We start from the raw sequence: 15352 nt of genomic DNA, 5'->3' as shown, positions 1-15352 counted from the left end.
GTATAATACGGGTGCCGATGGCACAAGGCAAGTTGTTTTTACCCTTTTCCGGGGTAAACCTCTGATTCAGGGTCAAAAAGGCTCTGTCCGCATCTGCCGATAATCCTCCGGCGTGTTCATGTTAGCCAGCTGCCGTTCTGCTGCATGAACGCCGGCGTGTTCCAACTCGTCAGCATCCGCATAACGACAGCCGATTTCATCCAGCCAGCGGGTCACCCGCAAACGGTCTTCCTGCAGCCGCTGTTCCAATCCGGGAAGAACGCTTCGATGATATACGCCTGCAAGTGGATGAATGCGCCCGTTCACTCGCGGCACAATGACGGGCGATTGCATGTCCGATTCGGCAGCAATCCTTTTCAAGCCTGCAAAAAGGTTGGTTTGGACCCGCGGCATGTCACAGGCGCAGACCATATTCCAATCGGTCCTCGAGGCCTGAAGTGCGGCGTGGAGACCGGCCAGCGGTCCCTTTCCCGGATAATGATCATGGACGCACGGATAACCGAATCGTTCATAATCGCGAGTATGCTCCCCGGCCGAGATGAGAATCTGCGAGACCTCCGGGGCCAGCGCGGCTGCAGTCCGTTCAAGCACTGTGGCGTCATTCAGCACAAGCAGCGTTTTGTTCGTTCCCATGCGGCTGGACAACCCCCCGGCCAATATGATTCCCGTCCATGTTGTTGCATTCGTCATCGGTATCATCCCTTTATTCCAATCATGATAAACTTATTCTATACATTGAATCCCCTTTCAACAAATGATACATTTGAACAATATGACCCGGAAAGGATGGCCCTCTTTGGATAGAACCGTGCCTGAAAGAGGAAACGCCTCTTTAACCTCACTCAAACTGTATAACTTTTTCATTTACGGCGCCATCTCCATCTTTGCCGGCTTTCTGCAGCTGTACCTTCAGGAAATCGGCATGACGAAGCTCGAGATCGGCAGCCTGATGGCCATCGGCCCGTTTGTATCATTGTTTGCCAACCCGTTCTGGGGGTACTGGAGCGACAAGTCCCGCAATATCCGCGTTGTGCTGATGTTGATGATGGCGGGTACCTTCGTGTTGGCCCAAGCGGTTTTCTATGCACCGACGTATTCCTGGATCTATGCATCCATGATTGTTTTTTATTTTTTTCAAAGTCCCTTGTTCGCTCAAACCAACAGCCTCATCTTGGGATATATCGACGGAACCTCCCAGAAGTTCGGTACATTCCGGTTATGGGGTTCACTGGGCTGGGCGTTGACGGCGGCGGCAGCCGGTCCGCTGATCGATCGCCTGGGCATACGGAGCGTCTCCATCGTGTTTGCCGTCATGATCGTCATTGCGTTTGGTTTCTCGCTGCTGCTGCCGAGACAGCCCATCGCTTCGGACACGCCTGTCATCACGTTCCGGCGGTTCGGCAGGGTCATGTTCAACCCGTATTTCATGACGTTCATCGGCCTCGGCGTGCTGGTGTCGGTGCCCAATGCCATGAACAGTACCTTCATGTCCCTGTACATCACGGAAATGGGCGGAAGCAAACAGATGGTCGGTTATGCCATCTTCACGTCTTCCATCCTCGAGGCAGTCGTCTTCCTGCTGCTGGACCGTCTGCTCAGACGCAGAATGAGCATGCTGCTGGCTTATCTCGTTCTCATCTGCCTGCTGTTTGCTCTCCGTTGGCAGCTTATGGCTGGAGCAACCAGCCCGCTGGAAATCGTGTTCATTCAGCTGACGCATTCCGTGACGTTTGGCGGTTATTTCTACGTCGGCACCCAGCTCACGATGCTGTTCATCCCCAAACCGTACCGATCCTCCGGCCAGGCGGTATACACGATGGCTTGGGGCGGATTGTCCGGCGTTATCGCGGGCCTGTTCGGGGGCTGGCTCTTCCAAAATTTCGGTGCCGAGATCATGTACAACATCGGTGTGTTCTTCTCGTTGATCGGCGCAGCGGGGTTTGCCGTCATGTGGCTGATGAACCGCCGAAACGGCTACCAGCCTGCGGTACTGACCGAACTGGGCAATATGGACGAAGAGGACCGTTAACCTGAGGAGGTAGGTATTAGAACCTCGTTACAACGACACGAAAAGCCGAAGCCTGATTTTTTTAATAGGTTCCGGTTCTTCGTATTTACAACAACCTGCTATCTCACATCATCAAAAATGCGTTTCCAAAGAAGAGCTAATTACATTACGCCAAATTGGTGAAGATGCAGAGACGGCTACTATTTACCATGGGAACACTACCGAGATAACAATGTGTACATTCCTATTAATGAGGATGAAACAGCTTATTCAAAAACCATTATCAATTATATAGGTTGAACTAGACATTTACACGATAACGGAGAGGGCAGAAAGAATCTGGAGAAGCGAAGCGGTCTAAAAGCTTTCTGAAAGAAAGCTGCATCGGAAGCATAGGCTTATCACCGGATTTTCCCTTTGAAAAAAGGGGATCAAAAAAATCTGGGGATAACAGTGATCGGAAGATGGTTCTGACCACGTAGTGACTCCGTGTAAAAATCATCGGTTCAACTTATATAGTAACTGTTGACGAAGTTTCAACTTCCATTAATTAACACAAAAGATTAAGCCCCATTTAGGGCCTTAGTCTATCCGTGGAGGTATCATGAAAAGAACTTTGCTATTGTTGCCGATCATTTCTTTGGTTTTACTTTCGTTGGGGTGTTCATCGTCTTCAGGAAGCTTTGCTTCAGATAAAATGATAAAATTACGGGAAGAAATTTATATTACCAGTAATGAAAACATTTCAGAAGATGAACTAGCTGAACAAATAGGGGAGATCGAAGTATCGTCTACCAATGAGAGTGATTTTGACGATAAGAACATGATCAGTTCTAACACATACAAAGTAGGCACAAAACTATTTAAAATCAAAAACGAAAAAAGTATAGATATGATTGCTGTAGAGGACTCAGCAGAAAAATTTCTGATCGCGTATAACAATAAGTATAAAATAAAAAATAGGTAAAGACCTGTGAAACAATATACCACCTTCACAGTTCATGTCCAATGACGATTCTATGCCAATCGAAGTTACAAACCTCTTTGGATTAATCAATATATGCACATAAAGGCGCCTGTACCAGAAAGTAACGGTACAGGCGCCTTTTTATTTTTCAGGCTAATTGTTATGCTTTCGGGAGCTGGAACGAGCTTTTCAGCGAAACTACCCGGTTGAACACGGGACGGCCCGGTACCGAATATTTCGGATCGACGCTGAAATAGCCGTGACGGAAAAATTGGAATTTGTCATATGCTTTTGCTTCCTGCATTTCCTGCTCCACGAACCCGTGAACCACTTCAAGCGAATTCGGGTTCAATTGATCCAGGAACGTTTTTTCCGGCTGCCCTTCCAGTTCTGACGCTTCCTCTTCTTCGGCGGATTCGGCTGCGATCAGCGGCTCATACAAACGGAACTCGGCAGGGACGGCTTGCGTTGCTTCCACCCAATGGATCGTTCCCTTCACTTTACGGCCGGTGAACCCGCTGCCGCTCTTCGTTTCCGGATCGTAAGTGCAATGAATCTCGGTCACGTTACCTTCCGCATCTTTGATCACGTCGTTGCATTTGATGAAGTAGGCATGCTTCAAGCGCACTTCGTTGCCAGGGAACAGACGGAAATATTTGTTTGGCGGATCTTCCATGAAGTCGTCCTGCTCGATGTAAATCTCGCGGGAGAACGGAATTTGGCGGCTGCCCATTTCCGGGTTCTCCACGTTGTTTTCCGCTTCAAGCCACTCGACTTGGCCTTCCGGATAGTTGGTGATGACCACTTTCAGCGGCTGCAGAACAGCCATCGTACGCGGAGCTTTCAGCTTCAGGTCTTCACGGACGAAATGCTCCAGCGTTTGCAGATCGATGACGCCTTGGCTTTTGGAGATGCCCGTCTCGAACACAAAATCGCGAATCGCTTCCGGCGTATATCCGCGACGGCGCAATCCGGAGATCGTCGGCATGCGCGGATCGTCCCATCCGTCGACGTGGCCTTCGTCCACGAGCAGCTTCAGCTTGCGTTTGCTCGTCACCATTTGGGAAAGGTTCAGCCGACCGAATTCGTACTGATGCGGCTGGCTTTCCATCTCGCATTCGGCAATAACCCAGTCATAGAATGGGCGTTGATCCTCGAACTCCAGGGAGCAGAGAGAATGCGTTACGCCTTCGATGGCATCTTCAATCGGATGCGCGAACGCATACATCGGGTAGATGCACCATTGGTCGCCCGTATTATGGTGATGGGCATGAGAAATCCGGTAGATCACCGGATCACGCAAGTTGATGTTCGGCGATGCCATGTCGATTTTGGCGCGAAGCACCTTTTCGCCGTTCTGGAATTCGCCTGCCCGCATGCGCGTGAACAGATCCAAGTTCTCTTCCACGCTGCGATCGCGATAAGGGCTGTTTTTGCCCGGCTCGGTCAGCGTACCGCGCATTTCGCGGATCTCCTCGGCCGTTTGATCGTCGACGTATGCTTTCCCTTTTTGGATCAGCAATACGGCACGCTTGTACATCTCGTCGAAATAATCGGAAGCGTAACGTTTCTCGTTCCACTCGTATCCAAGCCATTTCACGTCCTCTTGGATGGAGTTTACGTATTCCACGTCTTCCTTGACCGGGTTCGTATCATCGAAACGCAGGTTCGTTTTGCCGCCGAATTCGGCACCCAGCGTAAAGTTGATCCAAATGGCCTTGGCATGGCCGATATGCAGATATCCGTTAGGCTCCGGCGGAAAGCGGGTAACCACTTCCTGGACTTTTCCGGACCGGAGGTCTTCGGCAATGATATTTTTGATAAAATTGGGAGGGGTAGTACGGTTCTCCATCGGTATCAACCTTTCGTGTGTATGGATTGAAGCATTCAGGAACGGCAACCATTCCCGCAGTATTTCCTTCATGGTACGAAGCCAAATTCCGTGCGTTTTCTTTTCTTTGGAAAAGTTTCGTACTGCTTTCATTTAAATATACCTTTAACGCGGAACGAGTTCAATAAATAACGGCACCAAATTGGGATTTTGCGCACTGGAAGATAGGCCTAAAACCATTTTGACTGGTTCCCGCGAATCATGTAGCATGATATTAGGAAAAACGCAGACCAACGCATGCCACTGAACATTCGGAGCGCGTTTTTCAGCCATTATGTCTCGCGAAATCAGAGGGGCATTTCACGGGGAATTTGACCTTTCTGACGCGCGAAAACATCATCATTCAGGGGAGGGATTCCCGTTCTGAACACACTAAAACTGACCAAAGAACAGCAGGATGAAGCCATACGGTCCATACAGACCTATTTCGCGGACGAACGCGGGGAAGAGCTTGGCGACCTGGCGGCTTGGGGCGTGCTGGACTTATTCATGACCCAGTTGGCACCCTACATATATAATCAGGCATTAAGCGACGCCCGCACGACCGTCAATCAGCGCATCGCTTCCATCGAAGAGGACTTGTTCGCCCTGGAGCGCAAACCGCCGCGTTCCCGCTGATCACCCATTTTACGAAGAAAGAAGGTTGCACTCATGTTTACCTATGCATTGGATGAATATACGGAGCTTCGCCCCCTGGCCCTGGAGCATGCCAAAACGTTATTCGAGCTGACGGACCGCTCCCGTGACCAACTGAGACATTGGCTCCCTTGGGTTGACCAGGTTACGGAGCTCGATCACACGACCCATTTCATAAGCAATGCGTTAAAACAGGGCGCAGAGAACGGCGGATTCACCGCCGGCGTCTGGCAAAAAGGAGAGCTGGCCGGCGTCATCGGATTTCATGAAATCAACTGGACCCATCGTTCCGTCAGCATCGGCTACTGGCTTGGCAAAGGCTTCGAGGGCCAGGGCCTGATGACAAGCGCCTGCCGCGTCCTCGTGGATTACGCGCTCGTAACGCTCGATCTGAACCGCGTCGAAATCCGCTGCGCCACCAACAACAAACGCAGCCGGGCCATCCCTGAGCGGCTTGGATTCGTGCTTGAAGGCGTGATTCGCCAAGCGGAGAAGCTGCCGATCAAAGGTTACGTCAACCATGCCGTATACGGCATGCTGCAGCATGAATGGGAGCTTTTGCGTTAAAGGACTACATAATTTCGGCTTCATCGGCCTTGCATGCGAAATATCATCGCCGCTTTTGCCAGCACGGGCTTTGAGTGCCCCTCGCCTCTTGGGAATGCCCATTCCAGGCGAGGGGCTTCTTTAACGTTTGAGATCACGTTTTTACTGTAAAACAAGGTCGCTTCCAGCCGGTCGAGCTGCCCATCCATCTTAGCGCGTAATCGCCCTTGTTGACGGTGCTCGCCCGCAGAGCCGTGCTGGGCAGGGAACAAAGCCATGGACGCAAACGGACCATAAACACGCCATTTCACCAGAAATAGTGTGTCTGTGGTCCGTTTGCTTCTGCGAGAACGCATTTCCGATCAAATAAAGCACTCAGATTCACTCAATTCTCGAACTTCTACTCTGAAGCATCCTCTTTGCGCTTACGTCCCCAATCGTTATTCGAACGCAGCGTTACAGCGCCCGCATCATACCGCCATCCACCACCAGCGATGCCCCGGTAATGTAGGTGTTTGCCCCGGACACCAGAAACAGCACAGCCTTTGCAAACTCCTCGGGTTCGCCGTAACGGCCTAGCGGAATTTCGGTCAGGAACTGCTCCGCCACTTCCTCCTGTGTGATCCCAGACTGTTCAGCACGCGCGGCATCCAATTCGCGAATACGGTCCGTCCCGATCCGACCTGGAGCAATCGTATTGATCAAAATGCCGTAAGGCCCAAGCTCCTGGGATAACGTCTTGGCCATGCCGAACACCCCGGTACGGAACGTATTGGATAAAATAAGGCCGGAAATCGGCTGTTTGATCGATGATGACGCGATATTCGCGATATGTCCGCCATGCTGCTTCATCAAAGGCAGCGCTCCCCGGATAAGACGTACGTAGCTGAGCACGTTCAGTTCAAACGCGCGCTCCCAGTCTTCATCCGTCAACGACTCGAAAGTGCCGGAGGGCGGCCCGCCCGAATTGTTGACCAAAATGTCGATTCTGCCGCCGGACCAATCCCCGGTTTTGCTCATAAGGGCATCGATATCTTGTTTGCGGGTAACATCGGTCACGCAGTACTCGACTCGCCCGCCACCGCCCAGCCCCAGCAGTTCCTGCTGCACGGCCTTCAGCTTATCCTCATTGCGGCTGGCAAGCATCACGTCGGCGCCTTCCGCAGCCAACTGCTTCGCCACCGCCTTGCCCAGTCCCTGACTGGATGCAAGCACAAGCGCCTTTTTTCCCCGCAGTCCCATATCCATCGTTCATGCCTCCTAAGTGTGGTATACCGTTACATTCAAAGCATCAATCGCTGAGGAGAGTTCACGGATGCATTCTATCCTTCCACAAAAAAGCCCATCAAAATATCGTCCACATATTGGCCGTGAATATAAAATTCCGCCACCAAGCGGCCTTCCGTTTTGAATCCGCACCGTTCATAGAAAGCTACCGCCCCCGCGTTGCTCGACAACACCCGCAAGCGCAATTTTCGGATTCCTTGCTCCGACGCATGCCGTTTCATGGCATCCATCAATGACGTTGCAATGCCATTTCGGCGGTATTCGGGATGCACGGCAATATGAATTTCATAGACATGGCTGTTGCTGTGCATTCCCGTGGCAGGCCGAAACCCTACCAGCCCGCATACCCGATCCCCCATGGTTGCCACCAACTGGCTGCCTGGAGGGCAGTGCTGCAAATACTGCTGGCGGGAGCGCCATTGCATCGGCGCAGGTGAGGTCTGGTCCGTCCATACGAGCGTATCCAGTTCCATCAGCTGGTCCGCATCTTTCATTTCGGATAGACGTATATGGTATGTGTCCTGTGTGAGCATGTTTTTTCAACCTTTCCTGCATTCATTCTTCCCTTGTCCATGTATTGTAGCATAGCTCAGACCTGCAGCTAAAATCCCTTCCTTAACTCTTAACCTTGACGTAACGTAATCGTTTATACTTAGGCTCAACGGAGATCACAGCAGGAGGTAAGGGCGATGAATATTAAGGAAGCTGCCGACCGGCTTGGCATTTCGGCCAGGGCCATTCGTTTCTATGAGGAAAAAGGACTCCTTCGGCCTGCCAAACAACCGGAGAACGGTTACCGCATCTATACGGAGAACGATATTTGGCGTTTACAAACCATATCCGCCCTGCGCGAGATCGGCATGTCCATTCAAGACATCGCCCAGGCACTGGCCGAAATCGATCGCGGCAACCCGCAGAAGCTTGAGGAATACCTGGAGCTGCAGCAAGCCGTTATGTATGCCCAGTGGGTCGAATTGAAACGCATGCTGGATACGACCCAGCGCATGATCGATATCAACCGCTCGGACGGGCCTCTGAACGTCAGCCATCTCCATGATCTGGCTCAAAGTGCGCGCCGCCTGAGGGAAGCGCGGCAGAACTGGCACGACCGCTGGAATTACGACAAACAAGCCGCCATTCATGACCAGCGTGTCCGTAGCGCAGGCAGAAGAACCACAGAGGAGCAGCTCCCATCGAATACAGAGCATCAAACATCTGCTTCGGCTGCCTCGGAAGCGGAGGACGGATCTGCCTGCGGATGCATTCCGGAAGAGGTAAACGGAAGCATCGGGCACGCCGATGCCGGGGAAGATTCCTCCTTTTCTCTCTATGACAACTATAACGAGGCGCTGGAACAAACGGCTAACTGGATCAGCCCGGCTCAGGGCGAAAGGGGCCTGGATATCGGCACAGGCACGGGCAATCTGGCCGGAAAGCTGCTGGAACGCGGTGCCATCATAACTGGCATCGACCAGTCCCGGGAAATGCTTCGCGCCTGCCGCACCAAATATCCGGAGATGCAGGTGAGACTGGGCAATTTTCTGGCGCTGCCCTTCGGCGACCAGTCCTTCGATTTCCTTGTCTCCAGCTTTGCCTTCCATCACCTGAGTCCGGATCAGCAGCAGCTGGCGCTGCAAGAGATGCAGCGTGTCCTCACCGCACGGGGACGCATCGGTCTGACCGATCTCATGTATGTCGACGCGGCATACCGTGAGCGATACGTCCGTGCGGCGGAAGCAGCAGGCGATGAAGCGATGCTCCGCGCCGTAAGGGAGCGCCATTTCCCTTTGCTGGACGAGCTGTGCCGCTGGCTGGAACAGCACGGCTACGTTACGAAGGCGTTTCGGCATAATGACCTGCTGCACACCTTGCTCGCCGTACCTTTGCGATAAAAAAAGATTGATTCTCCTTATGCCCATAGGAGGATCAATCCTTTTACCACTCGTCTTTTGGCTATCCAATCGTCACTTTATAGTATTGCAGCACATTATCTGTATAAAAGCCGGCACATCGGTATAACCCCGCCGCAGCTGCATTGAATTCATCCACACAGATAGATACCTCATGGATCGAATCTTTGAAAAACAGGTCATTGAGCGCGGCAAAAAGCAAATTTTTTCCGATTCCCTTCCCTCGGTACTTTTCATCTACGGCTATATACTCAATGTTGCCTTCCTGGAAATCCGGCTCAGCTTCAGTATAACAATACCCTGCAAAATTCCCTTCGTCGATGGCAACATATAATCTGTTATGCTCTTTATTCGCAAGCTGCAGCACATTTTCCGCATTATAATACGTATTCGGAAACGTTCTGGCATGCAAACGAATAAAGTCTTCATGCCACTCAGGAGAAATCTTCTGAACAGCGTGATCCAAGCTCCAGGAGCCTTCAGGCTTTTTCATTTTCATGATCAGGTGCCCGCTCATTCTTTGGGCCTGTAGATATTCCATAAACTCGTGACCTCGAACATTCTCCTTATTGTAGAATCCATGGTATTCCCTAACCACATTCCCAACTTTAGCGATGCCACGGTTCCACAAATCAGCAGCAACGGTTATGTAATCTTGATCAGTACCGTCAATATAGGGCCCCCACATCTCCGCATTCCCGGTTTCTTCATCGATGTTCAGCCCCAGCACTCCGATGATTCGATCATTTTCCAATACCTGCGTGAAATAACGCTCCCACCTTCCTTCCCCATTAAATTCCTCATGAAGGGTTTTAAGGATTTCGTCTTCCTGATCACCTACGTAACCGATATGGTGTCTCTTTTGCACATTCAATTCGGCAATGAATTTGGAGATCCGCGCTAATTGGTCCAACCCCAACCTTCCATTCATGCCATCCACCTCCCTGCCCCAAGAACACTTACCAACGGGACATAAGTATTGGGAAAATCGATACCAAGTCCAGATTCTTGATGATACAAAATCATACATTTAAATACATAATTTCACAACACATCTTCTCTTTCAAATGAATTCAGTTCTTATGTCTTTCAATCTACAAAACTACGAAAAAATGCCTTAGTCCCACAGATTGCGGAACCAAGGCATTCGCCATTTTGTTAACTTTACATGTAGATATCAACAACTGCACGCTCAGTGCTGCTGCTTGCCTGTCTGAACTTGTCCAGCGAAATGCAGAGGCCGCCCTGACGGTAACGGTTATTCGTTTGCTCACCGGATACGTCTTTGCCGTTTACGGCTACGCGCTGCACACCCGTGCTGCCGTTCAGGTGGTACACAAAGGTTACGGGGGTACCGGCGTACTCGAATTCGAACTGCATGCCGTCCAATTCGGGAGGAAGCACCGGGTCGATTACGAGATCGCCGCCGTCCTGCCGAATGCCCAGCGCATTGGAGATCAGCTGGTTCATGTAGATCCCCGGGCCGCTGGAGTAGATTCTCCATCCGCCTTTGACCGGAACGGCTCCCGTGCGGAGCTGTTCGAAATGCTCCTGCGCCTCGTAACGCGTGTTGAACTTGCCGTCCGAGCTGCTGAAGTACGCATTCGCTTGGCGAATCTCCGCGTTCGGCACCACTTCGCCGATGCCGACCGGGTTGATGATCGCAAGGCCGTTCCACACTTGATCGGTTTTGCCCAGCTTCGCCATCGCTTCCACGTAACGGATGTGGGCATGCACGTACTGCAGGCCGATTTCCCGTCCGAAGTTGGACGCCTGCTCCGCACGTTTGAAATGCGAGCTAACGCCGCCGGCATACTGTGCCGGGCGGTTCATCAGGCGAACGCCGTCCGGGCACAGGAACTGCTCGCGAATCAAAGCATAGTGCGCTTCGGCTTGCTCCGGCGTCAACAGTTCGCCGATCATGCTGCGCGTCATCGGCAGCAGGCGGTACTGAATGCCTGTTTCTTCGTCGGTTGGATGCAGCATCAATTTCGGTTGGTCGGCGTGCTCCATGTATACGAAGCCAGGAATCACGTCCGTGCCGAGCATATAGCGGTTGAAGTCGCCGCGAATGCCTTCGGCCAAAGCGCCCAGCTCTTCGGCAAAGGCCGCGTCTTTCTGTTGCAGCGCCCCGGACAGCACCTTCATCGCTTGGTACGTCAAGGCTACGGTCCAGCTGCTGACCATGTATTGCTTCAGCTGTGCATTGGCCGGCTGGAGTGTATCGTCCCAGTCGCCGTCGCCGTACGAGGACAGGAACGTGTCGTGCAGGAAATGGGTACGAATGTACTCGATCTCTTTTTTCGCATGCTCCAGCACCGTGAACGTTTCGTCCGTAAATCCAAACTCATGTTTAACCGTATAAGGAACCTTCTCGTCCAAAATCGCATAATCGCGGGTCGACGTCAGATAGTCTGCCAGCACTTTCAATGGCCAAACGATAATGTCGCCATGGCTCTCTTCCTGCTGGATCGCATAATAGTTGTCGAACATGAACCATTGCGGCCAGCTGCCGTCGTCTTCGTATTGATGCGTGTACACCATTTTGATGATGTCCCGGACTTGCTCGTATTTCTGGGTAGCCATGAAATATTCCACCGGTCCCTGACATACGTCGCGCGTTCCCCATGCGGCACCGCCGTATTGCTCCAGTCCGTGAGGTACGGAGTAGTGAACAAGCATGTTGTGGGTATACCACCAAGCCAGTGCGTTGACTTTAAAGAGATCCTCCGCGCTTTGTCCTTCTCCGCGGAACAGGCGGAACCCGTTCATCACCCCTGCGAAAAATTCGCGGTATGCCTGCACTTCTTCCTCAAAGGACAGCGCCTTCGCCTCGGCTGTGCCGTTCGCGCCCTGCTCCAAAACGCCTTCAATCGTCATCGTCCATTCGCTGGAGCTATCCAGGCTTAACACGACGAGAGACGCGCTTCCGCTTCCTACGCCGCTCGCCAGTAAGGTCTCGTCCCCTGCGGCAATGGATGCACCTTCCACGGATAACCGGTATTGCAACCCTGGATACGCCGAGGAACTGATCGCTTTCGGATCGGCCTTAAACACGAGCACTTGGCCTTCCTGCACCATATGCAGCGGATATTCGTACTCGTTTACGTTCATCGTGATCTGGTTGGTCACCAGGTAACGGTATGCCTTGCCGCTGGCAGAACTTACGTTGAGGCGCACTTCTGTTGCAGCAGTTGTGGTATAGTTCGTCACCACGATCATATCGGATGCGGTTTTGTACATCCAGCGCACGTAGTTGAAGCCGATTTCGAACAGGGATGGCATCGTCAGCAGGCGGTATTTCCCGTCCATTTCCACGTAGATGCGCTGTCCTGCCGTTTTTGGCACGTTCAACGCGTTCCGCGCATTGCTCATCATTTTGTTGAAATTGGTGTTGCCGATGACCAGTTGGGAATTGAAAATGCCGTACATATACGAAGTCGTCGTAATGACCGGCGTTCCGAGCTTCACGTTGCGCCCGCTCATCAGAATATGACCGTGCGGACGCTCCACCAGCAATTCCTTCGCTTTCAGCACAACATGCTCATAGTTCTCCGTAAAGAAGGACAGCAGCTTGCCCTCGCCGCGCTCTTCCTGATGGCGCTGCGGGAACAAGGCTTGCACCTCTTCTTCGGACATGTCGAGCGCAGCCAGAGGTTCGCCGATCATGGAGGAGCGCTTCACTTGCTCCAACGTTTCGCCGCTTTTCAGGCTGCGGTTTTGCACGGATTCCCAAGCAGCTTCGATCTCTTCTCCATATTCCAATGCAGTGATGGCAGCAGCATGATCCGGTTTGGCCAATCCGTAAAATACCACTCGTGCTTCGCCGTCCAGCTTCAGCAGTTCGGATTGCAGGGCCGTGTAAGCAAACTCATATTGATACGTTTCATTGGCCAATTTGGCATGCTTCAAGCTTTCCGGTTCATTCGTTTCCTTATAGGACAATCCGAAGAACTGAAAGCCGTCCGTGGAGTATCCAACCGCCCTCGTGAGCGAGCCTTGCTGCATGTACGGGAATGCACCGCCTTGCGGCTGGTTTTGACGGGAGCATACGACGAATCCTTTGGCTCCATCCTCGAATACCGCATGATCGATATACTGCGACAGATACGCTTCATTGCTGCGCACGGCTCCCGGATCGGCCAAACCGATATCCTGCCCGTAAACGACGTCCACGCCGTCATGTTGTCCATTCAGCGTCACGTCCCAGAACCACACGCCTTGCGGGGTTACCGTAAATACGACCCGATAACCGATCGCTTGCCCGACCCCTTCCGGCTGTACGCTGCCTTCCCAGATCAGTTGATCGCCAGCTTCCCCACCATGGGACAGCTTGCTGCCGGAATGAACGCCCAGCAGCGGATACGCGCTAATGGATTCTCCTTCATACACCCGCAAGTACAGATTGTTCAAAGAACCGTCGAGCGGATTGCCGAGCAGTTGATTCAGCATCGTGCTGCCCAAAGAAGCCTGGTACAGGTCGCCGCTGTTCATGAAAGTAAAAGTCAGGTCCCCGGCCTTCAGACGGATGGATTCATGTGTTTTCGTTGTCAATTGGCTCACTCCTTAATGAAATGTACTACAAAGAACGATGAATCGAAACGTTTCGATTTTATTGGAAAACAATAGAGGTCCCTCTGGAAATTTACCTGAGCAGGCAAACTTCCATCGATGAACCTATATTACCTATGCATTGTCATGAGGCCGTTTCCCATGAACCGGAAGTTATGCCTCACTCCATGGGCCATTTGGCCAAGCTTGCCAAGCGCTGTCCAATGATTGGGACAGCATACATATATACACTCAGCTGCTCCAGCACTCAGCCACTGACACCTCTTTACGCGCTGCCTTCCAGGCCCATTATGGGGTGGGCCTGCAGGCAGCAGCTACGCAGGCGATACACCCGATTCGGCTTGCACAGCACGAACAGAGCGGCGCTCCACCATATCGATCGTCAGCGTATAAGAGGGATTGACCGCTTCGCCATTCAACATCTGGAACAGCAAATGCCCTGCGAGCGATCCGGCTTCGTGCTTGGGCTGGCGTACCGTCGTTAGCGGCGGGTGCACGTACTCCGACAGCTGAATATCGTCGAAGCCGATCACCGAGATATCTTCCGGCACCCGAATGCCGCTCTCCTCCAGCGCTTTCAATCCGCCGATCGCCATCTCGTCATTCCCGTAAAACACAGCCGACGGAAGATCCTTTTGCATGATCATCATCTTGGTGGCGCTATACCCGCCCTCGCGTACGAAATTCCCGCTCAGGCGCCATTTCGAGCGCTCTTCCAGGCCAGCCTCCTGCATCGCCCGGATATAACCTTGATATCTCAAAGCGTTATCGTACGAATTGGACGGCCCGCTGATATAAGCAATCGTTCGGTGGCCGCCTTGGATCAGATGACGCGTAGCCAAATATCCGCCCTGCTCCCCGTCCACAAGTACATTGACCAGATGGTCTCCGGACAAATGGCGGTCCATCACGATAATCGGAAAACGCTCCCCGGCCGACTCCACCAAAATATCGTCATGGATGTTATGCGCCAAAACGATGGCTCCATCCACCCTCTTCTCACGCAAAAACCGCACGGCCGTCGAATCGCGGCCCCCCATGGAGCTGCACGCGATCAGATCGTATCCGTTAGCCAACGCCACGTCCTGCACACTGCGGATCAGTTCGGAATAATACGGACCCGACAAGTCGGTCAGGATCAGCGCAATCGTATTGGTCCGGCTCCGCTTCAGGTCCATGGCAAAGCCGTTTTTGCGGTAATTCAGTTCCCGTGCCGCCTCGAGCACTTTAGCCCTGGTCTTGGCACTCACCTTGCTGTCCCCGTTCAATGCATAGGATGCCGTCGATAATGCCACACCTGCCAGCTTGGCCACATCCTTAATCGTTGCCATTCCACGTTCGCCCCTTCTTACAAGAACAAAATCTCATTTTAACTACATTTTATACTGTAAATGGTTATAACAACCACTTAATTCTATACAAAAACATGATATTGATTTCCCTCATTTGATTCGAAACGTTTCGAGGTGTTTCCAAAAAAAATGGACCTGCTTGCGCCGGCTTGAATTCCAGTATACACACCCATCTACGTGGGT

At 52.2% G+C, this 15352-nt stretch carries 12 protein-coding genes; 5 read left to right on the top strand and 7 right to left on the bottom strand.

Annotation, left to right across the window (positions count from 1 at the left end; all coding sequences use genetic code 11):
• Nucleotides 1–72 precede the first annotated feature (72 nt).
• Entirely contained in the window at nucleotides 73–690 is a 618-nt protein-coding gene (gene mobA / locus RSX24_RS22990) for a molybdenum cofactor guanylyltransferase (RefSeq protein ID WP_343261877.1), read from the bottom strand.
• Nucleotides 691–796: 106 nt separating this feature from the next.
• Here mobA and RSX24_RS22985 point away from each other — a divergent pair, with 106 nt between their 5' ends.
• Together RSX24_RS22985 and RSX24_RS22980 are read left to right on the top strand one after the other, a co-directional pair.
• Nucleotides 797–2029 carry an MFS transporter gene (locus RSX24_RS22985; protein ID WP_343261876.1) on the top strand — a complete coding sequence of 411 codons (1233 nt, stop codon included), beginning with the start codon at nucleotides 797–799 and terminating at the stop codon, nucleotides 2027–2029.
• A gap of 583 nt (nucleotides 2030–2612) precedes the next feature.
• Nucleotides 2613–2975: a hypothetical protein gene (locus RSX24_RS22980; RefSeq protein WP_343261875.1), complete on the top strand. Its 363-nt coding sequence runs from the start codon at nucleotides 2613–2615 to the stop codon at nucleotides 2973–2975.
• 160 nt (nucleotides 2976–3135) lie between these two features.
• On the opposite strand, the gene RSX24_RS22975 is transcribed toward RSX24_RS22980, so the two are convergent.
• Nucleotides 3136–4827 (bottom strand): glutamine--tRNA ligase/YqeY domain fusion protein, encoded by a 1692-nt coding sequence (locus tag RSX24_RS22975; protein WP_339275006.1) that lies wholly within the window; start codon nucleotides 4825–4827, stop codon nucleotides 3136–3138.
• Between the two features lie 393 nt (nucleotides 4828–5220).
• On the opposite strand from RSX24_RS22975, the gene RSX24_RS22970 reads away from it, so the two are divergent.
• Both RSX24_RS22970 and RSX24_RS22965 read left to right on the top strand, forming a co-directional pair.
• The gene (locus tag RSX24_RS22970; RefSeq protein ID WP_343261898.1) at nucleotides 5221–5484 is read left to right on the top strand and encodes a DUF2164 domain-containing protein; all 264 of its coding nucleotides are present in this window, start codon (nucleotides 5221–5223) and stop codon (nucleotides 5482–5484) included.
• Between the two features lie 33 nt (nucleotides 5485–5517).
• On the top strand, nucleotides 5518–6069 hold the full coding sequence (locus tag RSX24_RS22965) for a GNAT family N-acetyltransferase (protein WP_236413100.1): 552 nt from the start codon (nucleotides 5518–5520) through the stop codon (nucleotides 6067–6069).
• Nucleotides 6070–6504: 435 nt separating this feature from the next.
• Here RSX24_RS22965 and RSX24_RS22960 read toward each other — a convergent pair whose 3' ends face one another.
• A complete protein-coding gene (locus tag RSX24_RS22960) occupies nucleotides 6505–7296 on the bottom strand; it encodes an SDR family oxidoreductase (protein WP_236413102.1) in 792 nt (263 codons plus the stop codon).
• A 74-nt stretch (nucleotides 7297–7370) separates the two neighbouring features.
• Nucleotides 7371–7868: a GNAT family N-acetyltransferase gene (locus tag RSX24_RS22955; protein ID WP_343261874.1), complete on the bottom strand. Its 498-nt coding sequence runs from the start codon at nucleotides 7866–7868 to the stop codon at nucleotides 7371–7373.
• Nucleotides 7869–8024: 156 nt separating this feature from the next.
• Between RSX24_RS22955 and RSX24_RS22950 the strand changes: the two genes are divergently transcribed.
• Nucleotides 8025–9227, top strand: a complete 1203-nt coding sequence (locus RSX24_RS22950; RefSeq protein WP_343261873.1) for a MerR family transcriptional regulator — start codon at nucleotides 8025–8027, stop codon at nucleotides 9225–9227.
• Between the two features lie 61 nt (nucleotides 9228–9288).
• Here RSX24_RS22950 and RSX24_RS22945 read toward each other — a convergent pair whose 3' ends face one another.
• From RSX24_RS22945 to RSX24_RS22935, 3 genes are all read right to left on the bottom strand, one after another.
• Nucleotides 9289–10275 carry a GNAT family N-acetyltransferase gene (locus tag RSX24_RS22945; protein ID WP_343261872.1) on the bottom strand — a complete coding sequence of 329 codons (987 nt, stop codon included), beginning with the start codon at nucleotides 10273–10275 and terminating at the stop codon, nucleotides 9289–9291.
• Between the two features lie 134 nt (nucleotides 10276–10409).
• A complete protein-coding gene (locus RSX24_RS22940; protein ID WP_343261871.1) occupies nucleotides 10410–13799 on the bottom strand; it encodes a GH36-type glycosyl hydrolase domain-containing protein in 3390 nt (1129 codons plus the stop codon).
• A gap of 332 nt (nucleotides 13800–14131) precedes the next feature.
• Nucleotides 14132–15148, bottom strand: coding sequence for a LacI family DNA-binding transcriptional regulator (locus RSX24_RS22935; protein ID WP_236413112.1), 1017 nt, complete (start codon nucleotides 15146–15148; stop codon nucleotides 14132–14134).
• Nucleotides 15149–15352: the final 204 nt, after the last annotated feature.

Origin of the sequence: Paenibacillus hubeiensis (genome assembly GCF_032334105.1) — a bacterium.
GTDB lineage: Bacteria > Bacillota > Bacilli > Paenibacillales > Paenibacillaceae > Paenibacillus > Paenibacillus hubeiensis.
Note: the sequence above shows the minus strand (reverse complement) of the source record. Positions and strands in the feature narration are given on the sequence as shown.

Excerpts from the sequence above, each read along its gene's own strand:
- mobA (WP_343261877.1), bottom strand. The coding sequence starts at position 690 with ATGACGAATGCAACAACATGGACGGGAATCATATTGGCCGGGGGGTTG.
- RSX24_RS22980 (WP_343261875.1), top strand. The coding sequence starts at position 2,613 with ATGAAAAGAACTTTGCTATTGTTGCCGATCATTTCTTTGGTTTTACTT.
- RSX24_RS22975 (WP_339275006.1), bottom strand. The coding sequence starts at position 4,827 with ATGGAGAACCGTACTACCCCTCCCAATTTTATCAAAAATATCATTGCC.
- RSX24_RS22965 (WP_236413100.1), top strand. The coding sequence starts at position 5,518 with ATGTTTACCTATGCATTGGATGAATATACGGAGCTTCGCCCCCTGGCC.
- RSX24_RS22960 (WP_236413102.1), bottom strand. The coding sequence starts at position 7,296 with ATGGATATGGGACTGCGGGGAAAAAAGGCGCTTGTGCTTGCATCCAGT.
- RSX24_RS22955 (WP_343261874.1), bottom strand. The coding sequence starts at position 7,868 with ATGCTCACACAGGACACATACCATATACGTCTATCCGAAATGAAAGAT.
- RSX24_RS22950 (WP_343261873.1), top strand. The coding sequence starts at position 8,025 with ATGAATATTAAGGAAGCTGCCGACCGGCTTGGCATTTCGGCCAGGGCC.
- RSX24_RS22945 (WP_343261872.1), bottom strand. The coding sequence starts at position 10,275 with ATGTATGATTTTGTATCATCAAGAATCTGGACTTGGTATCGATTTTCC.
- RSX24_RS22935 (WP_236413112.1), bottom strand. The coding sequence starts at position 15,148 with ATGGCAACGATTAAGGATGTGGCCAAGCTGGCAGGTGTGGCATTATCG.